Raw genomic sequence first — 21,539 nt, forward strand, 5'->3', positions numbered from 1 at the left:
TTCCAGACTAAAAAATCAAACTAAAAGAAAAGAGGAAACTATTATGGCAAAAATTATTGGTATTGACTTAGGGACTACAAACTCTGCCGTATCTGTCTTAGAAGGCGGCGAAGCAAAAATTATCCCAAACCCAGAAGGAAACCGTACAACGCCATCTGTTGTGGCTTTCAAAAATGGTGAAATCCAAGTAGGGGAAGTAGCTAAGCGTCAAGCCGTTACCAACCCATCAACCGTAAGCTCTATCAAACGTCACATGGGTGACGGCAGCTACAAGGTCCACATGGATGGTAAAGACTACACACCACAAGAAATCTCTGCTATGATTCTGCAATACTTGAAGTCTTATGCAGAAGACTACTTAGGTGAGAAAGTCGATAAAGCGGTTATCACGGTACCTGCTTACTTCAACGACGCACAACGTCAAGCAACCAAAGATGCTGGTAAAATCGCTGGTTTAGAAGTTGAACGTATTGTCAACGAACCAACAGCCGCTGCTTTGGCCTATGGTTTAGACAAGACTGACAAGGAAGAAAAAGTCCTGGTCTTCGACTTAGGGGGCGGTACCTTCGACGTATCCATCCTAGAGTTAGGTGATGGCGTCTTCGACGTATTGTCAACTTCAGGGGACAACCACTTAGGTGGGGACGACTTCGACCAAAAGATCATGGATTACTTAGTAGCTGAATTCAAGAAAGAACATGGTGTAGACCTTTCTAAAGATAAGATGGCTCTCCAACGTCTAAAAGACGCTGCGGAAAAAGCTAAGAAGGACTTATCTGGTGTGTCTACTACCCAAATCAGCTTACCATTTATCACTGCGTCAGCTGAAGGCCCACTTCACTTGGAATTAACCTTGACGCGTGCAAAATTCGAAGAATTAACACACGATTTAGTAGAACGTACTAAACAACCTGTTCGCCAAGCCCTCAAAGATGCTGGCTTATCTCAATCCGATATCGACGAAGTCATCTTGGTTGGTGGTTCTACTCGTATTCCAGCCGTTGTAGAAGCGGTTCGTAAGGAAACTGGCAAAGAACCTAACAAATCTGTTAACCCTGACGAAGTAGTGGCGATGGGTGCTGCTATTCAAGGTGGGGTTATCTCCGGTGACGTGAAAGACATCGTCCTCTTAGACGTAACACCACTGTCATTAGGGATTGAAACCATGGGTGGCGTCTTCACTAAGTTGATTGACCGCAACACGACCATCCCAACTAGCAAGTCACAAGTCTTCTCAACAGCAGCTGACAACCAACCTGCGGTAGACGTACACGTCCTCCAAGGGGAGCGTCAAATGGCGGCTGACAACAAGACCCTCGGTCGCTTCCAATTGACCGATATTCCACCTGCACCACGTGGTATCCCACAAATCGAAGTTACCTTTGACATCGACAAGAACGGGATTGTTAACGTAAGTGCTAAGGACTTAGGGACTGGTAAAGAACAAACCATCACCATCAAGTCTAGCTCAGGTCTAACTGACGAAGAAATCGACCGCATGGTCAAAGACGCGGAAGCTAACGCTGAAGCCGACAAGAAACGTCGTGAAGAAGCTGACCTCCGTAACGAAGTAGACCAATTAGTCTTCCAAACTGACAAAGTTTTAGCTGACCTTAAAGACAAGGTTTCTGAAGAAGAAGTTAAGAAGGCTGAAGCAGCTCGTGACGAACTCAAGGCAGCCATCGAAGCCAATGATTTAGATCAAATGAAGGCTAAACGTGACGCCCTCAATGAAATCGTCCAAAACTTAACCGTTAAACTCTATGAGCAAGCCGCAGCCCAAGCTCAAGCAGCTCAAGGCAATGGGCAAGCTCAAGCTGATACAAATGCCTCTGGCGATGACGTTGTAGACGCTGAGTTCGAAGAAATCGACTAATATATGAGGTAAGGAACAACGCCAGAGCTTGTCTTTGGCGTTTCCTTTCTAATCTAACTGTGTCATAAGCCCTAGGGCTTGAAAAAAGGAGTGGGAAAATGGCAGATAAACGTGATTACTACGACGTCCTAGGGGTCTCTCGAGACGCTAGTGACGCCGAAATCAAAAAAGCCTATCGCAAACTATCCAAACAATATCATCCAGACATTAACAAAGAAGCAGATGCAGCTGATAAATTCAAGGAAATTACCGAAGCCTACGAAGTCTTAAGTGACGCTGATAAACGCTCCATGTATGACCAATACGGTCACGCAGCCACTGACGGCTCCTATGGTGCCGGCGGCTTTGGCGGTGGCGGATTTGGTGGCTTCAGTGGCGGAGGATTTAGTGGCTTTGAAGATATCTTCGAGTCCTTCTTCGGTGGCGGTATGGGTGGTGCCGGCGCTTCAAGAGCCAGTGCAGCCCGTAGGGGTGATGACCTTCAATATCGGGTTAAACTCAAATTCGAGGAAGCCATTTTTGGTAAGGAAGTAACCATCACCTACAACCGCAAGCAAGAATGTCATACCTGTCATGGTTCTGGTGCCAAGGAAGGAACCGAGCCAGTGACCTGTCACAAGTGTCATGGTTCTGGGGTAATCAATGTTCAACGTAATACCCCATTTGGTGCTATGATGTCTCAGGCAACCTGTGACGTCTGCCACGGGACTGGTAAAGAAATCAAGGAAAAATGTAGCACCTGTCATGGTGCTGGGACAGAAACCCAAGCGCATTCAGTTAAAGTCACCGTCCCTGCAGGAGTAGAAGACAACCAACAAATGCGGGTATCTGGTCAAGGTGAAGCCGGCACTAATGGCGGCCCATACGGCGACCTCTATGTGGTCTTCCAGGTCGAAGAGAGTGATATCTTTGAACGTGAAGGCACTGAAATCTTCTACGAACTGCCAATTAGCTTTAGCCAGGCAGCCCTAGGGGATGAAGTCAAGGTGCCAACCGTTCATGGTAACGTCAAACTGAAAATCCCGGCTGGTACCCAAACTGGTACCACCTTCCGTTTACGTGAGAAGGGAGCCCCAAGTCTTCGCGGTGGCCGCAAGGGGGATCAACACGTGTCCGTCAAAGTCGTGACACCTAAACGCTTAACAGATCGTCAAAAGGATCTCTTCAAGCAATTGGCTGAATCTAGTGGCGAATCTGTCAAGGGCCATGAAGGTGGCTTCTTCGATAAGATGAAGGATATGTTTGAAGGCAAATAATTAATACGCAATAAAAAAGACCGTCAGAACGATGTTTCTGTCGGTCTTTTTTTGTCTATGGGGCAAACGTGGGGCAGTTTAGATAAAATTCACTGTCATCCTCTCGATTGATTGCCGTAAAGAATCATCTAATTTTTGAGAGTGATGGGCATAGATTTTTTCAATCATTTTAGTATCTGTATGCCCCACATGATGCGCAATAAGATGCAGGGGGATACCATGTTCAATCGCTAGGGTTACAAAGGTGTGTCTAAAATAATGCGTGGTTACTCTTTTGCCTGGTATGTTAACCTTTGATAGTTCTCTATTGAACTGAAGCAAAGAATAAGGCTTGCCGGTTCTAGTGGTGAATAGTAGAGTGTTATCAGGAGAAATAGACTTATATCTCAACTTCTTTGTCTTAGAAATAAGTATCTGTTTCTTTATTAAGGCGATTGTGTCATCGTTGATATGTATCACTCTGTCTTTGCCAGTTTTAGTTGGCCCAAAATCATTAACCATGTGACTCCAACTTTTGTTAATGGTAATAGTCCTGGATGTCAAATCAATGTCCTGTTCGTAATCTATTGCAACAGCTTCTCCAATTCGAACGCCTGTCAGCATCTGAAACATGCTTAGATTAGCAACTTCCGGTTTTCCCATTTCTTCCAGTTGCTGAACGAGAGATTTAATCTCATCGTGCTCCAGGTATTTATAGGTGTTTTCTTTCGGCATGTTAATTCGCTCGACTACCAGTTTTTCACTAAAATCATTGTCATAGTACCCATACTTCACACCGAACTTAATGATATGTTTAAGTACTTCTCTACGTTTGTTAGTATAAGAGTAAGGTCTGCCTGACTTTGATAATCTAAGCAAGTGCTGATTCATCATAATGTCATCAACTTTACTTGCCAAAAAGTGACCGAGATCAGATTTGATATGATCCACAACGTTTCGCCGGTTAATCGCTGTGCTCTTCCTTACTGTTTGGACATACACAGAGAACCACTCATCTACTAACTCACCAAAGCTAACCTCAGATGATGCGCTAGTAGCCCCTAGCGTGGCTGTGTAGGCTTCATATAACTTAACAGACATATTTGCCTTGTCGTTCTTTTTAGAGCTAACAAGGCTTATTTTTTTGACTTTTCCAGTGTGTGGGTTTTTGAACCGTTCGCAGTATCGGTACTTGCCGTTTGGTAGTTGTTCTATCCACATGGGTATCAGTCCTTGTCTATGGTGTCCATAAAATCACTAATTGTACCTTGGTTGTAAACCACCATAAGTAAAAAGATATCTGAGTCCTTAGCAAAGATTATCATCTTATCTGATGTAACAACATGGTATCCTTCTAATTTACCGTCTAAAACATCAATAATATTTTTGCTGACCCCGAAACCTATATCATTTAGCATGTTTTTCGCTTCTCTTTTTGAATTGAAGAAAAACTCTACCATTGCAACTTTATTCTCTTTAACTCGAATTGTAGCTGACCCTTTTTCGAAGTGAAGAAGTGTATGAATTCTATTAAATTTACCGCTAGTGTCGGCCTCATCCGTCCACTCATTTTTACCATCTAACCTTTCGGCAAGGGTCTGCTTTGTCCATTCGATATCATCAATATGAACCAGGTCTTTTTCTTTCGGCATTGTAAACCCACTCAGCATCAAGAAGAAGGGGAGCAATAAAAATAGTTTTCTCATAATTGGGTCATCTCCTAAATGTAATCTAGCGAATTATTAATTGCTTGCTTCAGTGTAATCTCATTGTGCTTAAATAAGTCCACAGCTTTATTGGCAGCGTTATAAGAGAATCCGTGATGGAACATCAAATAGTTTATCAGGCGATTGCTTAGTGCTGCATAACTCATGCAGAATTCAAAGCACAAGTTGTTAAAAGGACTCTCTACCTCAATAAAATGTTCGAGTGCATGGGTATTCATCATCAGGATGCTCGCTCCAAAGTTAGCTTCTAGTTCAAGCTCTTTATCCTCATAAGAATAACCGCCTTCGTTGATAAGTTGAGAGAATACTTGTGTTCCTGTTTTGTTATGCTCCAGGAGTGCGTGACATATCTCATGAGATATAGACCAGTTAACTCTTCCAGTGTTTCTAACGTTAGGGTTATACATAATAATTGGGCCAACCTCAGTGAATTGGATAAAAGCCTCTAGTTTTCGTTGGCTGATATATCCAGTGATCTTAGGGTGGAATTCGAAACCAAGGGCAAGGTCGCAATATTCTCTAAAATGAGTGTGCCGTAATTTTGATGGGGGAAGGTCGAAGTAGTTGGATACATCTTGCATTACTTCATCTAGTTTCCGTTCGACCTTAAAATATACATGCTCACTGTTAATGTACATGGCGTCATCTCCAATCGAATATATGTTCGTAAAATACTCAAAAAAAGAGAAAGTGTGGGGACTTAATCTTTTTGTGCCTTCCGAATACGAATGCGCTCAGCAATAAAATCACTCATGGCCTGCATCTCTTGCTCGAACTCTTCTTTCTCTGAGTCAGTTAAGTCAGAGACGTCCACTCGGAAAAATTGGGCGTACGTAGGGTGTGTGTCCACCTCTCTGGATAACAAATAATCGGCACTAACTTGGAAGTAATCTGCCAATTCTTTGATTCTTTCTGCACTAGGTGTTTGGGTCTTCATTTTGTACAGGGTATTTCGACTATAACCCAAATCAGACTCCACCTTTGCAATCGAAATCTTGCGTTGGCGACATAAATCTTTGATAATTTCGAACGTCGAAAACATTGATATATCAACCTTTCTATCGTACGAAACAAAATATTTATCCAAAAGGTTAATTTTACGCTTGCAAAAACAACCAAAAAGGTGTAATATATGTTTCGTAAGGTATTCCTGTTAAAGATTTCGTAACTAAAAGCGTTAATAAAAAGACCTTGCAACATAGCCTAAATCGTTGGGGAACGGTGATAAGGTTAATACAGGCGCCTATTTATTAGTCTTATTTAATCACGCCTATATATTAACCTAAAGGTTGTGACATGTCAATAGTTTTAACCGATTCGGTTACGAAATCTTTAACACCCCTTACATTCAAGAAAGGAGAGGTTGAAATGGAAACCGAGATTTTGAACGTTAAAGAAAGAATCAAAAACGGCCCTTACCCATTTACTTACTATATGGGTGACAGATGTAACACGCCATCCGATATGCGTTTTGAAACTTGTTTAGGGACATCGGAGTTATGTCACGCAACAAGAAAAGTAAGAGTGGACGGACCAAATATTTCTGATCATTGGTTTGAATACGAAGACCGATACGGCGACTTGCACTATGGACGGTAATCATGAAAGCAGAGGACGTAAATAAAATAATCGGTATAGCAGAGAACTACGAGTTGCCTAGTAAGTTACTTGACTTAATGCTAAGCAATCAGAGAGAAAACATCTTTAATCAGTTTTTAGAACTGGAGCAAGACCTAAGCTTTGACTGGTTCACTGACTACTTCCAACAAGAACACGGTGACCGAGATAAGTTAAAGCAGGACTTCACACCTAAAGAGGTGGCTCACCTAGTCAACTCAATCAGCGGGCCAGCAACATCGGTTGCTGACATATGTGCAGGTACTGGCGGTCTAACAATCAAGAAATGGAACGAGCAACGTGAAGCTGAATGCTTCTACTACATGGAAGAATTTGCTAGCCGTGCAATTCCTATCTTAATTTTCAATATCGCCATCCGGAATATGAATGCAGAAATAGTCCACTGCGACGCGCTAACTCAAGAAGTGTTCGGTATCTATCGACTAATACCAGGCGATAGATTTAGCACTGTTGAGAAGGTCACAGAACGGACTGGACGAACAGACTTCGATGCGGTCATTATGAATCCTCCTTACTCGCTAACCTGGTCGGGTGATAAGAGTCTTATAAACGACCCTCGCTTCTCCGGTTACGGTGTCGCACCTAAGTCCAAAGCTGACTACGCCTTTATCTTACACGGACTAGCAATTCTAAAGGAAACTGGCACATTAGTGGCCATCTTACCGCACGGTGTGCTGTTCCGCGGGGCTGCTGAAGGAGAAATACGAACTGAGCTTATTAGACGACGCCAACTGGAAACAGTTATAGGACTGCCTGATAATCTGTTCCTTAACACAAGCATTCCAGTTGCTCTTCTGATTCTTAAGAAAAAAAGGGAAGATGAAGACGTATACTTCATCGACGCATCCAAAGAGTTTATCAAAGGTAAGGCCCAGAACAATTTAAGCGACGAACACGTCGACAATATCCTCACCGCTTACCGACTCAGACGCAACATTGATAAATTTAGTAATTTAGCAAAACCACATGAAATTGAGAGCAATGACTATAACCTTAATATCCCTCGTTACGTTGATACATTCGAGCCAGAGCCAATTATTCCGATGCAAGAACTCTTGGACAGTTTGATTCAAACGGAACGTGAAATTCAAACAACCGAGTTAGAGTTATTAAATTTCATGCGGCAGTTGGTGGGGACCACACCAGAGGCTCAGAACCAGCAAAAAGAATGCGTTGAGAAGTTTGAAGAGCTAATTGAAAACCGTCAGGAATTTTACAAGCAAATGGAGTTGTTTTGATGAAGAGAGAACGGTTAACAGACATCGCTCATATAGAACGAGCAAAGAAGGGCAAGATATACCCTGCCGGGGTCATCTTAATTCAATTGTCTGCGTCTCGTGGGCAGTGCCTGCTTCAAATGGAAGACGGCGAGGTAGACGCACGGTATGCGGTAGTGCAACCGACTATTGATTGTGTTCCTTACTACTTGTGGAATGTCATTCAAATGGAAATGCCAGAGTTTTGTGCACAGTGGCAAACTGGAATCAACCTACAGTTTGAGAATCTCAAATTTCTCAGCATACCACTCCACAGCTTTGAGGAACAAAAAAAGATAGCCGACAAGTTAACTAAATATGACGCCTGGATACAGGCAGAGCAGAAACAGCTAGACCTGTGGAAAGGCGTCAAGAAAAATATGTTAGATAAGATGTTTATCTAAAAGAAAGGAGGAACCTATAATGAGCAGTTTAGATAGCGGGAGAGAGAAGATTCTCAAGTTCCTGGACGAGCACAAAATGTCGGTTGCTGATCTAGCGTCAGCATACAGTGTCAACCGAAGCGAGATGTCCAACTACCTCAATGGAAACATCGAGAGCGAAAAGGGCAACAAGCTAATTCTAAAAATCATTTCTGACTTCAAGATTAGATAGGGGTGTAAGCATGCAACTCATTGAGTCTAAAAAGGTTTCTCAAGCCTGGGTTTATCCAGAGCAAGTAAAAGAAATCTTCAACTACAAGGACCCTAGCAAAAAGCTAAGAGCCTTTCGTGAGTTCGTAGAAAGTCACCCTCACTACTACAAGTGGTTCAAACAGTGCTGGCTAGGTAAGTCGATAAAAGACTTCCAATACGCCTTCATCCCACTGGCTCATTTTTGGGAGAACCAATCGCTACTCGAAGCGGGTAGCCGGTCAATTAAGTTTGACCTGTCAGAAATAGAAAGGATACGGATAACTTATGGCTTATAAAGGTTTTGTATTGGTCGACATAGAAGCGGTGATTCATTACCAAGACGGCAGTCACGTGAGAGTGGCCACACAGTTTGAGGAGAACACAACTCTTAAGAACGTGCATGCCTACTTTGAAGCAGCAGCCAAGTTCTTGAACCCGAACGTAACAATTGGAAACATCACCATGAAATACGGAGGTGTTGAGTATGTTGAAGGATGACCACTCGGTCGGTTCCAACATCCGAGATATACGAGAACAGCTAGGTATCAGCAAAGTAGGGTTAGCAGAACGCATCGGAATTCATCGCAATGCAGTGGCTAAGATTGAGTCAGGTGAGCGTAAGCTCAATCAAAAAGGACTTAAAGTCTTTGCTAGAGCATTGGGTGTGACGGTACAGGATATCCTAGCAGGTATTTGAAAGGTGGTGAGGAAAATGAAACTAAGTCTTAAGAACATTCACATCTACATGCTTATGACGCTTCTCATTCTAGGCGCACTAACTATGGTATGGGCCTGGTGGTGTAATGATTGCAAGCCTGGTGGAGACGGTCTAGCGAACGGAGTCGTTATCATCGGGTGGGCCATCGCAATAGTTGCTGCAGGTTTGTATGACTTGGAGGTGAAACAGAATGTTGTTTGAGGACTTGTCCCAGTCAGCAAAACTGAGAGCTCTTAAGCAAATACCTAACGGACACACAACAAGTGACTACCGCTTCACCGAAGATGGCATCATCCTGGTATGTGTCAGAGAGCAACAACACCAAATCGCATTAGAGGAATTAATGAAGTCAGTAAGGTTCTATGATGCGACGCGAGACAAGAGTCATATTGAGGACATCTTGTACTTCGCAGACAAATTAAAAAAGACCATGTAGCCGGCAAGCAAAACATGGTCAGAACATAATATCACATAGGGAGTGTATCACAAATGAGTGGAAAAATCAAAATCAAAAAGGAAAAAGAACCAAAGGCAACATCCGCAGTGTTTATTGATGTTGACCTAATTGAACAACTTAAAGACATCAAGTCCGAAACAGGGATGCCTATCAGCAAGCTTGTTGAAATGTTTGTTGCTTACGGTATCGAAAACCACGAAGTAGTGGAGGAAGACTGATGCTTCCCGAAAAGAAAGTGGAGAATGAGATAAAAAAATACCTAGATCATATCGGGGCCTACCACATTAAGATACATGGCTCAGCTTTCATGCCTGCGGGCACACCTGACATCTTGGCCTGTGTAAAAGGAGTCTTCGTCGGTATCGAAGTGAAGAAACCAAAAGGCGGGCGAGTCAGTGATCTGCAGAAATTGAAAATCAAGCAAATAGAACAGGCAGGAGGGATAGGCATTGTCGCAAACGATGTACTCGTCGTACAGGAACGCTTCGAGCGAGAGCATCTTGTATGAGTTTCAGAAAGAAGTATTAGCAGGCGCAAAACCTAATTACTTACTTGCTATGGACACAGGGACCGGTAAGACCATCACTAGCCTGCATCATTACCTTAAGTTTTCAAAAGGTGAACCGCTTATTATCTTCGCCCCGGCCCAGAAAGTTAAAGAGGGTGGTTGGGAACGAGATATTGAATTCATCGAAAAACACTATCACATTAAGATACCGCACAGAGTGATTAGCTACGGTGTCTTAGCTAAGCAGAAAGTGCCTAGCAAACAATTCTTCGTTATCTTTGACGAAGCACACTACATCAAGAACCCCACCTCACAACGAGGGAAGGTTGGCCAACAGTTCGCTAAAGCAGCTACACATTTCTGCTTGCTAACTGCTACGCCACTCTCAAACGGTTGGGAAGATAGTTATAACTACTTCATCATGTTCGGATACTTCCGAAACAAAACGGACATGAACCGACAACATGCAGTCTACGAAGATTTACACTTCGGACCGAAGGTAGTGAAGAAGATTGTAGCTTGGCGAAACGAAGCCTTACTCAAATCATACTTCAACCGGTTCACCGTCAGCATCAGTAAAGATGATGCGCTAGATCTTCCACCGTTAGTAGAGCGTCGTGTGACCTTCCAACCGTCTAAAGAGTACAAGACCTTGCGCAAGACAAGGGTGCTCAACGATGAAGCCTTTGACAACATCCCAAAACTTATCCATGGGTTGCGTTACTGGGCCAATCAAGAAGATAAGCTATCTTACATCGAGATGCTGCTTCAAGGGACCAACCGCAATGTGATTATCTTCTACCAGTACAAAGAAGAATACGAGCGACTGCATGAGATAGCACTCAAGCTAGGTAAGCAAATCTACGTTGTCAATGGTAAGGCATCGCACCTTCCACCTAGAGACATTTGGCAGAGCCTTAAATCATCCGTAACACTGGTTCAATATCAGTCAGGTAGTTCAGGTATTGAACTCCAGTACGCATCAGAGGTTGTGTTCTACACACCAACTTATAGCTACCAGGACTACGAACAGTCCTTAGGTCGAGCCTACCGAAACGGTCAGACAAAGAAAGTAACGGTCTACCAGTTCGAGACTCAGCATACGATTGAGTCAGAGGTTTGGGAAGCCTTGGCCAATAAGAAAGATTTTAGCACGCAGTTATACGCAATGACAAAATTAGGAGGTTAAAAAATGTTTGGACTAGAAAAGCAAGACCTAAACGTAACTCAGAACCGCAACTTATATGTAGGTGGTTCGGATGTTCCAACGATTTTAGGCATCAACAAGTACAAGAGCCAGTTTGAATTGGCCAAAGAAAAGCTAGGTATCATCGAGCGTGAGTTCCATGGCAACGAGTACACTGCATACGGTAACCAGTTGGAACCACAGATTAGAGATTATATCAACGCGGTGAACCAGATGAACTTCATCGTGAATACCTTCATCGACGAAGAAAAGAGTATCCGGTCCAATGTCGACGGTATCGACCTAGACCACAAGATACTTCTGGAAATCAAAACGCACGGTAAGAAGCCTGATATTAAGGTTTACCGAGCGCAGATGCAACTATACATGGCGCAAACAGGCTGCCAAGTTGGTTGGTTGGCTATGTATAACCGGCCTGAGAACTTTGACACCGAGTTCGATGTCGAGCGTCTCCAAATCATCGAGGTAGAACGGGACGAGGAAGAGATTAAGCAAATCTTAGATGCTATCGAAACATTCTGGGTCCGTTGCGAGTACCTGCGTGATCAGCATGACATGTCAGAGACGGAGTTTATGACGAAAGGAACGGATGTCGATAAGACACTGATGAAACTCAACCGAGTGGCTCCAGACATTGTGGCCTTTAAGAAACAACTCAAAGAGATGGAAGCTATCGAAGCTGACCTCAAGAAAGAACTCTATGACAAGATGACGGAATACGACATCAAACAACTGGACACTCCGCTCATGAAGGTAACAAGAGTGCTGCCAACCGTATCAAAAGGCTTTGATAAAAAGGGTCTCCAAATCAAATATCCAGACATCTACGAAGAGTTTGAGACTGAGACTAAGAAATCAGGCTATGTAAAAATCACAGAAAAGAAAGGTAAGGAATAAACCATGATTAAGAAATTACAGACAACCACTAAGTACTATGCCAAAACAGAGGATGAAGCAGAAGGCGCAGTGATCGCAGCCGAGTCAAAGACAAAAGGGCGCATCGTTAAAAAGTCTATCCAACGCAAGACCTCAAAAGATTCAATTTACTATGAGGTAGTTATCACTGAAGAATTTACCACCTCAAAAGAACAACTATAAAAAGAGGAGCTGATCTAAGATGGCAGTCAATTTAGCAACGGTATTACCACCAAACAAGAAACAAGCAACAGTAGACACACCGCGTAACTTCTTCCTTTATGGGCAAACCATGAACGGTAAGTCTTACCTGGCAGGTGAGTTTCCTAACCCACTCTTCCTAGACACAGACGGTAACGCCAAGGCTAATCCGTTCCCATCACTTGAGTTGCGGAATATCCGAGGTAAAGACGGTAAGATTGAACGTTCAATCATCGACCAACTGGACGACATCATCACTGCCTTGCAGACTCAGAAGCACACTTTCGAGACTTTAGTCCTTGATGTTATTGACGACATCGTAGTCATGATTGAAGCAACTATATGTGACCGCGAGGGCGTCGAGACATTAGCAGACATCGGTTACGGGAAAGGCTATGCAGCATTCAAGTCCATCTTCCAACAGTTGGTGATTGAGCTAAAAGCTTTGCCAATGAACATCGTGTACGTGAGCCGAATCAGCACCAAGATTGAAAACAACGTGACGATTGAAGAACCATCGCTCCCAGAGAAGCACGTTAACATTGTCAACGGTAACTGTGACTACATGATCCAGTGCAAGAAGATTGGTAAGAACTACATCCGACAAGTCAAGATGAAACGCAAGAACTATGTGCGCGAACAAATTGACGATGAAAACATCTTAGCTATCTTAGACACAGTGACCGGGGCATTTGAACGCAGCCGGCAAACGAGCAAGAAAGAGCAAGATGCTATCGTGAAGAAACTTGAGGAAGCTCAAGAAGAAGTTATCAAAGGTGCAGATGTATTTGAAGAAATGGAAGAAGAGGTAGCTCAACAAGTAGCTGAAGCTTTAACCAAAGAACCAGAGCCAACACCTGCCGCACAACCAACACAAGGACTCAAGTCAAGCCGTCCTCGTCCAAAGCTTAAATAACCAAATAGAAAGAAGGAACTAAATTATGTCATTACGAAATCTTATGCAACAAGTTACAGCTAACTACGACCCAAAAACTAACCCATCTCAAGCAGAAAGTATTCCTCCAGGTGAGTACGATGTGGTCATCGAAGCAGTTGGTCACACAGTCTATGAATCAGGCTACGACGCTATCGCAATCAAAGCTAAAATCGTTGGCGGTGACCACGCAGACCGCATCGAGTTAATCAACATCAATGTGGACCCTGGCAATGAGACTTATACTAAATGGCCTAACTTATTGAACAACGCCATCCGGTCAATGACCCAGTTCATCTACGCAACCGGCTTACAACTTACCGACGATGATTGGGAAGACCAACTAACATTAGGACAAGCGGTGGGTGAAGCACTTGGTAAACAATGTGTGCTCCGTATCACTGATACAACTTCGAAGAAATCAGGCAAGACTTATCGTAACTATGAGTTCTTAGCTTATGACGATATGCCTGCTTTCTAAAACTAACTAACAAGGAGATGTAAATATGCCAACTAAATACAAGGTGCATTTGCATCCTATCCCGTACGAATACAAGCCAAATAGCGTTCAAGTGGCGAGCCTAAGTAAAACTATTACCTCGCACACAGAAGAGCTCACAGCGCAAGAATTAGCCGAAAAATTAGCCCAGGGACACACAGTTGTCCTTGGGTTGATGAATGGCGAACGTAAAAAAGCAAACTTCATCTCTCAGCAAGTCTTGATGTTGGACTTTGACAACAAGGTAGGAGACGAGAAAGCCAAAGGGGATGACTATGTCACGATTGCTGATATCTTGGCAGATGACTGGTTCAAAGCTAATGCAGCCTTTATCTACAAGACTTTTTCGTATCAAAAAGACTGGGAGAAATTCAGAGTGGTGTTCTTACTAGATCAGCCACTGACCAAACACGAAGATGTCACTGAAGCTTATAAATGGCTCATGAAGGCCTTCCCTCAAGCGGACCCATCGACAAAAGATTGCAGCCGTCTCTTTTATGGCGGTGAGGAGTACATCGAGATTAACTTTGACAACACCTTGACGATACCGAAGAAAAAAGATGTGACACAGTCAACCACACACACACATCAACAGTCTCATCATTATCCTAAGACCGTCAAGCCTTTAACCAAGCGTCAAAGCAGTCAGATGATACGCGCCTACATCGAACGAGAAAAAGACAACCTGCAAGACTATGGCAACGCCCTCTCAGCAATCACAGTGATTGCGAAGGCAGCCCTGGTCGGTGAGATTGATGAAGAGTCAGCAAGAGAGTATGTCAAACTCTTGGCCATGGATAAGCACATCTGGGAAGCAGAGAATGAACTCAAGCTTAACGAGTTCCTAGGTAAGCGACCTGAAGATATCTATACCAACTACACCTTCCGTCAGAAGTTCGGAGCAGGTGGCAAAGGCAAGAGTGATTTTGATGTCTTCGAGTATGCCAATGAGTTTATCGAACGCTATCAAGTGGTCTACTATAATCAGGCCTTGTTCTTTAGAACAGGCGTGTCGTGGTCAAGTAGTGATAATAAACTGCTTCGCCTGGTGGACCAAGAGGTCAACCTCAAACGCTCAGCTGACACTGAGTTGTTGCATCAGCTAATTAAAAAGGCCCCTCTGATTGAAGAGGAGATTCTCAACATCCAACTTAAGAACGACTACCGCATTGAAGGTGGCAAGGTCAAAGAGGGAGCGGTTGAGGACTTCACACCTTATCTATTGGATGTGGCCTATGATCCAAAAGCCTACGACCAAACAGTTGATGACTTCCTTAACTTCTTAGTCAAGGACAGACAGGACTTGCGACTCATCATTGAAGAGTTACTGGGTCATATCATCATGCTTCAAGGTTTTCCTCATAAGGTCTTCTTCCTGGTAGGGGAAAAGGGTGGTAACGGTAAGTCCACCTTCCTAGAGATGCTGAACAACTTTGTAGGCGAGCTAGGCAGCAATATCAACTTGGAGAACTTCAAAGACCACACTTCAGTGGCTAGTTTAGAGGGGAAGTTAGTAAACATCGGTGACGATATCGACGCTAGCTACATGGAGAAGTCTCAAATCTTCAAGACCCTGGCATCTGGTAACAAGGTGGCCCTTCGTCCAATATACAAAGAGCCATTCACACTGAAGAACAGAGCAACGCTCATCTTCACTGCCAACGACATGCCAGTCTTCAAGGATAAAACAGGTGGGATAGAACGACGCTTAGTTATTCTTCCCTGCGATAACGTAGTTAAGACAGCTGACTTTGAGATTGATAAGAAGCTGTCATCTGATCAGGCAAAGTCCTATATCTTAAACCTCGCCCTCCAAGGTTTGGAGAGGATACGGAGAAACGGTGGGAAGTTGTCTGAGTCTGAAACATTGAAACACGAATTAGAAAGTTACATGGAAGACAGTGACACTGTCCTCAGTTATATCAACAATAAGGGCATTGACCCGAACATGGACCGCAAGATGGTCTACTCCGATTATGTCCAGTACTGTGCTGAGATTGGCCAGACTCCTCATAAGGCGATTGCTTTTGGTAAGCGGCTAAAAGCAAAAGGCTATGAGACGAGAGAGACCAGGAGAGCAGGCGTCAAAATGTTCCTGTATGAGAAGGTAGATGCTTGACCTAAAACAGCCCCTAAGTAGGTAAAAAGGCGAACATCCTTTCTATGGGCTGAAATATCGTTGATATGACGCGGTTTCTGAGAATCAGCCCATAGATAGCCCATAGATGAATTTCAACTTATGGGCTGGTCTAAACCCTTGGGAGAGTAAGCGTCAGCCCATGTCAGCCCATAAGTCCTATATTTTTTTCTATCTTTTAGAGAAAAAAATAATAATAATACATAATTATTAATTATTATTATGAATTTATAGAGAAATAGGAAAAATGGCCAAAAGTTTGGGACTTATGGGCTGAAAGTGGGATAAACGTTGATATGACGCAATTCTTTCAGCCCATAGATGGCAATTTCATCTATGGGCTAGCCCCAAGAAATCTATGGGCTGCTCAAAGATGCGCAAAGTTTGCGACTGATTGAAGAGGTGAATGATATGAACTCACGAGATTGGCCAGATGGTTGGGAGCGAGTTTTGGCGCTGTCAAAAACAGATAGCCAAGGTCGAGCCATTGAGATAACAGACGAAGAGGAGAAAGAACTCAAGCAACTAGGTAGATACTTCTGGGGTAAAGAGACCAGGGGAGAAAGTTCTCCGAAAATTAAAGAGCAGGTGCGAGAGATGCGGCTGAAGTTGGTGAAAGAAAACATCGATGCTATCAACAAGTTTTTACGCAAGCACAAACTCTCTTATGCTGAGTTTGCAAAACTGACAGGTCTGTCGAGAACCTGGTATCCAACCATGGTAAAAGATAAAACGGTCGTTGCTACGGATGTGGCAGATAGGTTGAAAGAAAAGTTCGGTTTGGTCCTGAATAGCAAACGAGACTATAGCCGGATGAGATCTAGAATTTTAAGAGGTGAGAATAATGAGTGAGTTAATTTTGGTAGTTGCGTTACTGATCGCTCTAGGCTCGTGGATAGGCTTAGGGGTTATCTTGTACAAGGAACACCTGGAAGAGCGAGAGAGAGTGACTGAAGAGTGGCGCAGACGAAACGCTAAACCAACAGCTGAAGATTGGCGAGCAATTGGAAAAGATATGGAAAAAGCCATTGAAGGTGTAACAAACAGCATTGACGCAATTTTAGGAAAGGGACGAGAGAATGAAAAAAGTAATCATTGAATTACCAGACAATGCAGGGATGCTCACAATGACTGCCATCGGAACGCAGCAAATAAATTTTCAGATGAGAATAATGGCGGACCAAAGAATTGTTACTCTTAGTGAGCAGGAGACTAAGGTGACGGTTGGTGAAGGTTGGGAGAGTGAAGAGTGATGAATGAAGAAATTGAAGAACTGAAAAAGAAAGTCGAATTCCTGGAGTTGCTCATTGATGTTAAAGACGAGACGATTGATAAGCAAACGAAGACAATTAAGCTACTTATGGATTATCTGAGGAAGGTGAATAGTAATGGACACACAAGTAAGTAAAATTTTAGACCTACTAACAAAAGGCATGGAAGGTGTTCCGGATATTGCTAGCCAGGCATTTCAGATTATGGTGCGAGGGAAGTTCGTTAATGGTGTGGCAACAATCGTATTGGGTGTCATATTGCTCGTGTTTTCTGCTATCGTTGCTATCGCCATCTGGTCGAAGATGAAAGATGATGATGACGGGTATTATGAATGGAGTGTGTTTTTAGCTCTGTTGATTCTACCAATCATATTAGGATTATGTTACCTGTATGGCGGTATCACTAGCGTGATGGCACCAGAATACGACGCGGTGATGACGCTGCTGAAAATGGTTAAGTGAGGGCGATGAGTAATGAAAACATACGAAGAACTACTAGCCGAAAATGATAGATTGAAATCCTGTATGAAGTATATGAATGAACTGATGGCATTGGAAATCTTACAGGTAAATCAACTACTGAGAGAGAGGGATAGCCTGAAGCGTCGCATTGCTTATTTGGAACAAAAGATTGAGGGGTTGGAGAAGCGATGATACCAAAATTCAGAGCGTGGTACAAAGGAAAAATGTATAAGTCCAGAGTTATTGTATATAACGGACAGGTGTTCTTGAATATGGCAGACTTTAATAGCTGCATGGTAAGAGACGGAATCGAATTGATGCAGAGTACAGGATTGAAAGACTGCGACGGTCAAGAACTCTTTGACGGGGATATTATCGAATTTGATGACACCATTTGTTATGAAGATGAGTCATACGGTGAAACTAATGAAGTTACCGGCGGAGAATGCGATATAAAGAATTTAGCTGTTGTTAAAATCAAAGAAGGTCTGGAGATGATTCTGGAAGATTACAAGTATGGTGGAGATTTATCAGAAGATAGCGCATCCGAATTACTCGCCTGTATATATGCCGAATATATTGATTTGAATGAGTTTCTATCTAACCCTACAAACTTCAAAATTGTTGGTAATGTCTACCAGAACAAAGACCTATTGGAGGTTAAAGAGTGATGAACGAATTACAACCAGGAAAACACTACAGACACGTTAATTCCGGCAAGGTGGTAATGCCTGTAGGAATAGCCTTAGAAGAGGACACCTTTCGGAAAGTTGTCGTTTATGTTGAGAAAGTCCCATTAACCGATAATGTTTGGACCAGGCCATTAGACCAGTTTATGGATGGGCGTTTTGAATTGGTGGAAGATGGCAAGGAATTAAGACCGGTTGCCGGCTTTCCAGAATTTAAGCCAGTGCTAGATCCAGAAAAAATATTGGCTGAAAATGAGGAACTCAAATTACAGGTAAATAGCCTGCGCTATCAAAGGTCCGAGATGAAAGATGAACTATGGCAATTGAAAAGTGAAAATAAAATGCTCAACCGACGCATTGATGATTTGAAGTGGAAAGTTGAGACAAGCGAGGTGCCGTTCTGATGAATAAAAAACGCATCAAACAACTCATCAAGAAAACACCTGCTTATGATTACCAGAATCAAGTATTAAGAAAGCATGGCGAATTCATCCATCAGTATTGTGCTGACCGTATGGAACAAGCCTTGTACAACTACCTAGGAGCCACGATGATGGTGCTTCGTGATAAGTACGGTTTCGGCCGGCAAAGGTTAGAGAACACGATGAGGGACATAACTGTCCAAGTGGGCCACATCACATCCAAGCATGCTACTGCTGAGGATATGATAGCCCTTATCGAGAGCGAGACAGGTTTTAATTTACCTGCTTTCGTTGCCAAAATGTATGAGGAGAACAAGCGATGAAACTATATACCATTTTGTACAGTGATCGTTACGAAACAGGTGCAGATATGCCATCTGTAGACGGTCAAGCATTTAAGACTAAGAGTGAAGCCAATTCTCATTTAATGAATAATAACTTCAAGTATCATCATGGCTATTTCTATCCTTACTACAAGCGGAAGGCGAGAAAAGAAACAATGGCAAAAATCATTGAATTGGAGTTAGGGGACGAAACATGTTAGATGTATTTTTAATCGCCACAATCGTGGCACTCATTCTATTGGCTGCGGTCGGCTTAGACCGTATCGTGTGCCATGTGATCAGACGCAAGCAAGACCGAGATAAGATTGAACGTAGCATTGCTATCTTAGGTCAGACAAGTACTGACCTGGCGGAAGGTATGATTGAGCTTCTGGAACGTGTGGAAGCCCTCGAAAATAAATCAGAACAAGGAGACAATCAACAATGAACAACAAAACATTAGATGAACTAGTACCATTGGTTAACGACTGGTTCCAAGACCGCAACCTAGCCTTTTGGTGATGGCTTAGGTCAGTTGCAGAAACTGCATGAAGAGGTTTACGAGCTGGCTGAAGCTCGCATCGTCAACGACTTCGGTGCTGAGGTGGATGCGATTGGTGATATTACCGTCGTGCTAATCGGCTACTGCTTACAACGTGGTCTGACATTAGAGCAATGTCTGGAATCAGCCTACAATGAAATCAAGGAACGTACAGGTAAGGTAGTCAACGGTGTATTCGTCAAGGATAACTAAAATTTGCTAGAATCTAGGAGTTTTAAGATTGAAGTAATATAAATACTTGCCTTTGGCTTAAAACGCCTTAGAATTGAATTATTTGAGTTTTTGAGAGGTGTAAATTATGGAAAAGAATATTACAGTCTATGGTAAGCCAAATTGTCCGCATTGCGAGTTAACGAAAGCTTACCTCAAAGCAAAAGACATCCAGTTCAACTACATCGATGTGACAGTGGATGCTGCTGCTTTGAATTCGATTCAAGAGCATGGCTACCAACAGTTACCTGTGGTATCTATCAATGACTTCGAATCTGCTTGGTCCGGACATAGCGTGCCTGCGTTAGTTCGGCTAGCGATGTGGGATGGTGAGTGAGGATGAAGAAGAAGGAGATTTATTTGGGCGGTGAGTTAGTTTATACGAGTGACGACACACCCGATACTGACCCTGTCCAACCTAACCACTACCGCCAAGGCAAGACAGACTTGTTTGAAACTTGGTATCTAACCTATCCGTTTAACGAGTTCCGAGCGATTATGAAGTCTCATATCGCCAAGTATCTCCACCGTTACCAAGACAAGAACGGAACAGAGGACCTGGACAAAGCGTCTTATTGTATTAAACGCCTACGTGAGTACGAGGAGCGTGAAGCAAATGTCTAAGCCTTCCGAGTTAGAGTTAAGAGTCAGAGAAGAGCAGCGCGCCTTTCTCAAGACCAAAGCCACTCAGTACCGCAAGTTAGCTATCTCGCACATGTATACCAACGTGCCACGATACAATCAGCTTATTCGTGAGGCTAGGAAGTTTGACCTGTGCGCTGAGTTGATTTGTCAGACAGTCAGTGAGGAGGAAAGTGAATGATTTGGATCATCGTAATTATCCAAACGATTGCTATCGTGAGGTTGTGGATAGTAGTTGATTACTTGATTGAGTGGATAGGAAAATTAGGAGACGACCTATTGGAGCTTGATAAACTCCAACAACAAATCATCGATAGCAACAAACAACGAATCGAGGCTCTTGAGCATCGATGACTTTAGCACACTAGAAGAAAGAAGGTGAGTAGCATTAAGTTCGAATGGTTAAGAGATTACATAGAGCGTGAGGAACGTATCACTTATCTCAAGTGGAACCTGGCCAAGTCAAAAGCTGAATTGGCTAGATGGGTCGAGGGGGATTTGCAAAATGTACGATTGACCCAGGGCTCACTTTCTGCGAATTTGGAAAATAACATTATCCTTTTAGCAAAAGAGCTCGACACTCTTTATGCTGAACAGGACGAACTCAACTCACTGATTCAAACGTTCAAGGGCGTTGACCAACAGATTGTGCGGCTCAAGTATATCGAGGGACTATCATTGGAAGCTATCGCTGAGACACTAGGCTACTCCGAGTCACACATACAGAAGAGACATGCAGAGATACGCAAAAATGTTTGTTTTATATCTGAATACATGGCTAACATCCATAAGTACCACAATGAGCTAGAAACCATCTACAAGGATACCTCAATAGAGTAGTTGCACAAAAGTTGCACTATTTCAGTGCATGGTTCCATTGAATCTTATGAGGTATGATGGTAATGTCAAAAGATTACACAAGAAGCTACTGGCCTATGCTAGTGGCTTTTTACTTTAGGTGGTGAGGTTATGGGACATGACTTAGATCAGCTAATTCATCTAGCACGCAAGCAAG

Annotated in this window: 35 protein-coding genes; 31 read left to right on the forward strand and 4 right to left on the reverse strand. The window is 43.1% G+C overall.

The window, feature by feature from the left end:
* Positions 1 to 43: 43 nt before the first annotated feature.
* Entirely contained in the window at positions 44 to 1,876 is a 1,833-nt protein-coding gene (gene dnaK, locus GCWU000182_RS06845) for a molecular chaperone DnaK (RefSeq protein ID WP_023392084.1), read from the forward strand.
* Between the two features lie 98 nt (positions 1,877 to 1,974).
* Positions 1,975 to 3,132 carry a molecular chaperone DnaJ gene (gene dnaJ, locus GCWU000182_RS06850; RefSeq protein WP_023392085.1) on the forward strand — a complete coding sequence of 386 codons (1,158 nt, stop codon included), beginning with the start codon at positions 1,975 to 1,977 and terminating at the stop codon, positions 3,130 to 3,132.
* A gap of 78 nt (positions 3,133 to 3,210) precedes the next feature.
* Here the strand turns inward: dnaJ and GCWU000182_RS06855 are convergent, their stop codons facing one another.
* From GCWU000182_RS06855 to GCWU000182_RS06870, 4 genes are all read right to left on the reverse strand, one after another.
* A complete protein-coding gene (locus tag GCWU000182_RS06855) occupies positions 3,211 to 4,332 on the reverse strand; it encodes a tyrosine-type recombinase/integrase (protein ID WP_023392086.1) in 1,122 nt (373 codons plus the stop codon).
* Between the two features lie 5 nt (positions 4,333 to 4,337).
* Positions 4,338 to 4,817 (reverse strand): hypothetical protein, encoded by a 480-nt coding sequence (locus tag GCWU000182_RS06860; protein ID WP_023392087.1) that lies wholly within the window; start codon positions 4,815 to 4,817, stop codon positions 4,338 to 4,340.
* 14 nt (positions 4,818 to 4,831) lie between these two features.
* A complete protein-coding gene (locus GCWU000182_RS09665) occupies positions 4,832 to 5,476 on the reverse strand; it encodes an ImmA/IrrE family metallo-endopeptidase (protein WP_023392088.1) in 645 nt (214 codons plus the stop codon).
* Between the two features lie 62 nt (positions 5,477 to 5,538).
* Positions 5,539 to 5,880, reverse strand: coding sequence for a helix-turn-helix domain-containing protein (locus GCWU000182_RS06870; RefSeq protein ID WP_023392089.1), 342 nt, complete (start codon positions 5,878 to 5,880; stop codon positions 5,539 to 5,541).
* A 326-nt stretch (positions 5,881 to 6,206) separates the two neighbouring features.
* Between GCWU000182_RS06870 and GCWU000182_RS06875 the strand changes: the two genes are divergently transcribed.
* The 29 genes from GCWU000182_RS06875 to GCWU000182_RS07025 all read left to right on the forward strand — a co-directional run bounded on the left by GCWU000182_RS06875 (position 6,207) and on the right by GCWU000182_RS07025 (position 21,364).
* On the forward strand, positions 6,207 to 6,437 hold the full coding sequence (locus GCWU000182_RS06875) for a hypothetical protein (protein WP_035364296.1): 231 nt from the start codon (positions 6,207 to 6,209) through the stop codon (positions 6,435 to 6,437).
* 2 nt (positions 6,438 to 6,439) lie between these two features.
* Positions 6,440 to 7,714, forward strand: a complete 1,275-nt coding sequence (locus GCWU000182_RS06880) for an N-6 DNA methylase (RefSeq protein WP_023392090.1) — start codon at positions 6,440 to 6,442, stop codon at positions 7,712 to 7,714.
* Positions 7,714 to 8,136, forward strand: a complete 423-nt coding sequence (locus GCWU000182_RS06885) for a restriction endonuclease subunit S (protein WP_023392091.1) — start codon at positions 7,714 to 7,716, stop codon at positions 8,134 to 8,136. Before GCWU000182_RS06880 ends, GCWU000182_RS06885 begins: the two co-directional genes overlap by 1 nt.
* Before the next feature lie 19 nt (positions 8,137 to 8,155).
* Positions 8,156 to 8,347 (forward strand): helix-turn-helix domain-containing protein, encoded by a 192-nt coding sequence (locus tag GCWU000182_RS06890; protein WP_023392092.1) that lies wholly within the window; start codon positions 8,156 to 8,158, stop codon positions 8,345 to 8,347.
* A 10-nt stretch (positions 8,348 to 8,357) separates the two neighbouring features.
* Entirely contained in the window at positions 8,358 to 8,663 is a 306-nt protein-coding gene (locus tag GCWU000182_RS06895; protein WP_023392093.1) for a hypothetical protein, read from the forward strand.
* A gap of 188 nt (positions 8,664 to 8,851) precedes the next feature.
* Complete coding sequence (locus GCWU000182_RS06905; RefSeq protein WP_023392095.1) at positions 8,852 to 9,064, forward strand: helix-turn-helix domain-containing protein; 213 nt, start codon at positions 8,852 to 8,854, stop codon at positions 9,062 to 9,064.
* Positions 9,065 to 9,275: 211 nt separating this feature from the next.
* Positions 9,276 to 9,521 carry a hypothetical protein gene (locus GCWU000182_RS06915; protein ID WP_023392097.1) on the forward strand — a complete coding sequence of 82 codons (246 nt, stop codon included), beginning with the start codon at positions 9,276 to 9,278 and terminating at the stop codon, positions 9,519 to 9,521.
* A gap of 53 nt (positions 9,522 to 9,574) precedes the next feature.
* A complete protein-coding gene (locus tag GCWU000182_RS06920) occupies positions 9,575 to 9,760 on the forward strand; it encodes a hypothetical protein (RefSeq protein ID WP_023392098.1) in 186 nt (61 codons plus the stop codon).
* The gene (locus GCWU000182_RS06925; RefSeq protein ID WP_023392099.1) at positions 9,760 to 10,050 is read left to right on the forward strand and encodes a VRR-NUC domain-containing protein; all 291 of its coding nucleotides are present in this window, start codon (positions 9,760 to 9,762) and stop codon (positions 10,048 to 10,050) included. The genes GCWU000182_RS06920 and GCWU000182_RS06925 overlap by 1 nt, the downstream gene beginning before the upstream one ends.
* Positions 10,040 to 11,239 (forward strand): helicase-related protein, encoded by a 1,200-nt coding sequence (locus GCWU000182_RS06930; protein ID WP_035364687.1) that lies wholly within the window; start codon positions 10,040 to 10,042, stop codon positions 11,237 to 11,239. Before GCWU000182_RS06925 ends, GCWU000182_RS06930 begins: the two co-directional genes overlap by 11 nt.
* A gap of 3 nt (positions 11,240 to 11,242) precedes the next feature.
* Positions 11,243 to 12,154: a lambda-exonuclease family protein gene (locus GCWU000182_RS06935; protein ID WP_023392101.1), complete on the forward strand. Its 912-nt coding sequence runs from the start codon at positions 11,243 to 11,245 to the stop codon at positions 12,152 to 12,154.
* 3 nt (positions 12,155 to 12,157) lie between these two features.
* Entirely contained in the window at positions 12,158 to 12,355 is a 198-nt protein-coding gene (locus GCWU000182_RS06940; RefSeq protein WP_023392102.1) for a hypothetical protein, read from the forward strand.
* 19 nt (positions 12,356 to 12,374) lie between these two features.
* Positions 12,375 to 13,289: an AAA family ATPase gene (locus GCWU000182_RS06945; protein WP_023392103.1), complete on the forward strand. Its 915-nt coding sequence runs from the start codon at positions 12,375 to 12,377 to the stop codon at positions 13,287 to 13,289.
* Positions 13,290 to 13,314: 25 nt separating this feature from the next.
* Complete coding sequence (locus tag GCWU000182_RS06950; protein ID WP_084796489.1) at positions 13,315 to 13,788, forward strand: DUF669 domain-containing protein; 474 nt, start codon at positions 13,315 to 13,317, stop codon at positions 13,786 to 13,788.
* Positions 13,789 to 13,813: 25 nt separating this feature from the next.
* Positions 13,814 to 15,925 (forward strand): DNA primase family protein, encoded by a 2,112-nt coding sequence (locus GCWU000182_RS09670; protein WP_023392105.1) that lies wholly within the window; start codon positions 13,814 to 13,816, stop codon positions 15,923 to 15,925.
* A 429-nt stretch (positions 15,926 to 16,354) separates the two neighbouring features.
* On the forward strand, positions 16,355 to 16,795 hold the full coding sequence (locus tag GCWU000182_RS06960; protein ID WP_023392106.1) for a hypothetical protein: 441 nt from the start codon (positions 16,355 to 16,357) through the stop codon (positions 16,793 to 16,795).
* A complete protein-coding gene (locus tag GCWU000182_RS06965) occupies positions 16,788 to 17,042 on the forward strand; it encodes a hypothetical protein (RefSeq protein ID WP_023392107.1) in 255 nt (84 codons plus the stop codon). Before GCWU000182_RS06960 ends, GCWU000182_RS06965 begins: the two co-directional genes overlap by 8 nt.
* Positions 17,023 to 17,196, forward strand: coding sequence for a hypothetical protein (locus GCWU000182_RS10210; protein ID WP_023392108.1), 174 nt, complete (start codon positions 17,023 to 17,025; stop codon positions 17,194 to 17,196). Before GCWU000182_RS06965 ends, GCWU000182_RS10210 begins: the two co-directional genes overlap by 20 nt.
* Before the next feature lie 135 nt (positions 17,197 to 17,331).
* Positions 17,332 to 17,676, forward strand: coding sequence for a hypothetical protein (locus GCWU000182_RS06970; RefSeq protein WP_023392110.1), 345 nt, complete (start codon positions 17,332 to 17,334; stop codon positions 17,674 to 17,676).
* 188 nt (positions 17,677 to 17,864) lie between these two features.
* Positions 17,865 to 18,347 carry a YopX family protein gene (locus tag GCWU000182_RS09675; protein WP_023392112.1) on the forward strand — a complete coding sequence of 161 codons (483 nt, stop codon included), beginning with the start codon at positions 17,865 to 17,867 and terminating at the stop codon, positions 18,345 to 18,347.
* Positions 18,344 to 18,769, forward strand: a complete 426-nt coding sequence (locus GCWU000182_RS06985) for a hypothetical protein (RefSeq protein WP_211234433.1) — start codon at positions 18,344 to 18,346, stop codon at positions 18,767 to 18,769. The genes GCWU000182_RS09675 and GCWU000182_RS06985 overlap by 4 nt, the downstream gene beginning before the upstream one ends.
* Positions 18,769 to 19,110: a hypothetical protein gene (locus GCWU000182_RS06990; protein ID WP_023392114.1), complete on the forward strand. Its 342-nt coding sequence runs from the start codon at positions 18,769 to 18,771 to the stop codon at positions 19,108 to 19,110. Before GCWU000182_RS06985 ends, GCWU000182_RS06990 begins: the two co-directional genes overlap by 1 nt.
* The gene (locus GCWU000182_RS06995) at positions 19,107 to 19,331 is read left to right on the forward strand and encodes a hypothetical protein (RefSeq protein ID WP_023392115.1); all 225 of its coding nucleotides are present in this window, start codon (positions 19,107 to 19,109) and stop codon (positions 19,329 to 19,331) included. The genes GCWU000182_RS06990 and GCWU000182_RS06995 overlap by 4 nt, the downstream gene beginning before the upstream one ends.
* The gene (locus GCWU000182_RS07000) at positions 19,325 to 19,558 is read left to right on the forward strand and encodes a hypothetical protein (protein ID WP_023392116.1); all 234 of its coding nucleotides are present in this window, start codon (positions 19,325 to 19,327) and stop codon (positions 19,556 to 19,558) included. The genes GCWU000182_RS06995 and GCWU000182_RS07000 overlap by 7 nt, the downstream gene beginning before the upstream one ends.
* 87 nt (positions 19,559 to 19,645) lie before the next feature.
* The gene (locus GCWU000182_RS07005) at positions 19,646 to 19,864 is read left to right on the forward strand and encodes a pyrophosphohydrolase domain-containing protein (protein ID WP_023392117.1); all 219 of its coding nucleotides are present in this window, start codon (positions 19,646 to 19,648) and stop codon (positions 19,862 to 19,864) included.
* Between the two features lie 106 nt (positions 19,865 to 19,970).
* The gene (locus GCWU000182_RS07010) at positions 19,971 to 20,219 is read left to right on the forward strand and encodes a glutaredoxin family protein (protein ID WP_023392118.1); all 249 of its coding nucleotides are present in this window, start codon (positions 19,971 to 19,973) and stop codon (positions 20,217 to 20,219) included.
* A 2-nt stretch (positions 20,220 to 20,221) separates the two neighbouring features.
* Complete coding sequence (locus tag GCWU000182_RS07015; RefSeq protein ID WP_023392119.1) at positions 20,222 to 20,506, forward strand: DUF3310 domain-containing protein; 285 nt, start codon at positions 20,222 to 20,224, stop codon at positions 20,504 to 20,506.
* Positions 20,507 to 20,701: 195 nt separating this feature from the next.
* On the forward strand, positions 20,702 to 20,878 hold the full coding sequence (locus tag GCWU000182_RS10215) for a hypothetical protein (protein ID WP_023392121.1): 177 nt from the start codon (positions 20,702 to 20,704) through the stop codon (positions 20,876 to 20,878).
* 24 nt (positions 20,879 to 20,902) lie between these two features.
* Complete coding sequence (locus GCWU000182_RS07025; RefSeq protein WP_023392122.1) at positions 20,903 to 21,364, forward strand: sigma factor-like helix-turn-helix DNA-binding protein; 462 nt, start codon at positions 20,903 to 20,905, stop codon at positions 21,362 to 21,364.
* The last annotated feature ends 175 nt before the right edge of the window (positions 21,365 to 21,539 follow it).

Origin of the sequence: Abiotrophia defectiva ATCC 49176 (genome assembly GCF_000160075.2) — a bacterium.
In the GTDB taxonomy this organism is placed as follows: domain Bacteria; phylum Bacillota; class Bacilli; order Lactobacillales; family Aerococcaceae; genus Abiotrophia; species Abiotrophia defectiva.

What these genes read in the sequence shown, in the direction of transcription:
- GCWU000182_RS09675 (WP_023392112.1), top strand. Translation starts at nt 17,865, where the DNA reads ATGATACCAAAATTCAGAGCGTGGTACAAAGGAAAAATGTATAAGTCC.
- GCWU000182_RS07010 (WP_023392118.1), top strand. Translation starts at nt 19,971, where the DNA reads ATGGAAAAGAATATTACAGTCTATGGTAAGCCAAATTGTCCGCATTGC.
- GCWU000182_RS06880 (WP_023392090.1), top strand. Translation starts at nt 6,440, where the DNA reads ATGAAAGCAGAGGACGTAAATAAAATAATCGGTATAGCAGAGAACTAC.
- GCWU000182_RS06935 (WP_023392101.1), top strand. Translation starts at nt 11,243, where the DNA reads ATGTTTGGACTAGAAAAGCAAGACCTAAACGTAACTCAGAACCGCAAC.
- GCWU000182_RS06970 (WP_023392110.1), top strand. Translation starts at nt 17,332, where the DNA reads ATGGACACACAAGTAAGTAAAATTTTAGACCTACTAACAAAAGGCATG.
- GCWU000182_RS06915 (WP_023392097.1), top strand. Translation starts at nt 9,276, where the DNA reads ATGTTGTTTGAGGACTTGTCCCAGTCAGCAAAACTGAGAGCTCTTAAG.
- GCWU000182_RS09665 (WP_023392088.1), bottom strand. Translation starts at nt 5,476, where the DNA reads ATGTACATTAACAGTGAGCATGTATATTTTAAGGTCGAACGGAAACTA.
- dnaK (WP_023392084.1), top strand. Translation starts at nt 44, where the DNA reads ATGGCAAAAATTATTGGTATTGACTTAGGGACTACAAACTCTGCCGTA.
- GCWU000182_RS06885 (WP_023392091.1), top strand. Translation starts at nt 7,714, where the DNA reads ATGAAGAGAGAACGGTTAACAGACATCGCTCATATAGAACGAGCAAAG.
- GCWU000182_RS06875 (WP_035364296.1), top strand. Translation starts at nt 6,207, where the DNA reads ATGGAAACCGAGATTTTGAACGTTAAAGAAAGAATCAAAAACGGCCCT.
- GCWU000182_RS06995 (WP_023392115.1), top strand. Translation starts at nt 19,107, where the DNA reads ATGAAACTATATACCATTTTGTACAGTGATCGTTACGAAACAGGTGCA.
- GCWU000182_RS07015 (WP_023392119.1), top strand. Translation starts at nt 20,222, where the DNA reads ATGAAGAAGAAGGAGATTTATTTGGGCGGTGAGTTAGTTTATACGAGT.
- GCWU000182_RS06945 (WP_023392103.1), top strand. Translation starts at nt 12,375, where the DNA reads ATGGCAGTCAATTTAGCAACGGTATTACCACCAAACAAGAAACAAGCA.
- GCWU000182_RS06925 (WP_023392099.1), top strand. Translation starts at nt 9,760, where the DNA reads ATGCTTCCCGAAAAGAAAGTGGAGAATGAGATAAAAAAATACCTAGAT.
- GCWU000182_RS06940 (WP_023392102.1), top strand. Translation starts at nt 12,158, where the DNA reads ATGATTAAGAAATTACAGACAACCACTAAGTACTATGCCAAAACAGAG.
- dnaJ (WP_023392085.1), top strand. Translation starts at nt 1,975, where the DNA reads ATGGCAGATAAACGTGATTACTACGACGTCCTAGGGGTCTCTCGAGAC.
- GCWU000182_RS06965 (WP_023392107.1), top strand. Translation starts at nt 16,788, where the DNA reads ATGAGTGAGTTAATTTTGGTAGTTGCGTTACTGATCGCTCTAGGCTCG.
- GCWU000182_RS06895 (WP_023392093.1), top strand. Translation starts at nt 8,358, where the DNA reads ATGCAACTCATTGAGTCTAAAAAGGTTTCTCAAGCCTGGGTTTATCCA.
- GCWU000182_RS06905 (WP_023392095.1), top strand. Translation starts at nt 8,852, where the DNA reads ATGTTGAAGGATGACCACTCGGTCGGTTCCAACATCCGAGATATACGA.
- GCWU000182_RS06855 (WP_023392086.1), bottom strand. Translation starts at nt 4,332, where the DNA reads ATGTGGATAGAACAACTACCAAACGGCAAGTACCGATACTGCGAACGG.
- GCWU000182_RS07000 (WP_023392116.1), top strand. Translation starts at nt 19,325, where the DNA reads ATGTTAGATGTATTTTTAATCGCCACAATCGTGGCACTCATTCTATTG.
- GCWU000182_RS06890 (WP_023392092.1), top strand. Translation starts at nt 8,156, where the DNA reads ATGAGCAGTTTAGATAGCGGGAGAGAGAAGATTCTCAAGTTCCTGGAC.
- GCWU000182_RS06920 (WP_023392098.1), top strand. Translation starts at nt 9,575, where the DNA reads ATGAGTGGAAAAATCAAAATCAAAAAGGAAAAAGAACCAAAGGCAACA.
- GCWU000182_RS10215 (WP_023392121.1), top strand. Translation starts at nt 20,702, where the DNA reads ATGATTTGGATCATCGTAATTATCCAAACGATTGCTATCGTGAGGTTG.
- GCWU000182_RS10210 (WP_023392108.1), top strand. Translation starts at nt 17,023, where the DNA reads ATGAAAAAAGTAATCATTGAATTACCAGACAATGCAGGGATGCTCACA.
- GCWU000182_RS06990 (WP_023392114.1), top strand. Translation starts at nt 18,769, where the DNA reads ATGAATAAAAAACGCATCAAACAACTCATCAAGAAAACACCTGCTTAT.
- GCWU000182_RS09670 (WP_023392105.1), top strand. Translation starts at nt 13,814, where the DNA reads ATGCCAACTAAATACAAGGTGCATTTGCATCCTATCCCGTACGAATAC.
- GCWU000182_RS06950 (WP_084796489.1), top strand. Translation starts at nt 13,315, where the DNA reads ATGTCATTACGAAATCTTATGCAACAAGTTACAGCTAACTACGACCCA.
- GCWU000182_RS06860 (WP_023392087.1), bottom strand. Translation starts at nt 4,817, where the DNA reads ATGAGAAAACTATTTTTATTGCTCCCCTTCTTCTTGATGCTGAGTGGG.
- GCWU000182_RS06870 (WP_023392089.1), bottom strand. Translation starts at nt 5,880, where the DNA reads ATGTTTTCGACGTTCGAAATTATCAAAGATTTATGTCGCCAACGCAAG.
- GCWU000182_RS06960 (WP_023392106.1), top strand. Translation starts at nt 16,355, where the DNA reads ATGAACTCACGAGATTGGCCAGATGGTTGGGAGCGAGTTTTGGCGCTG.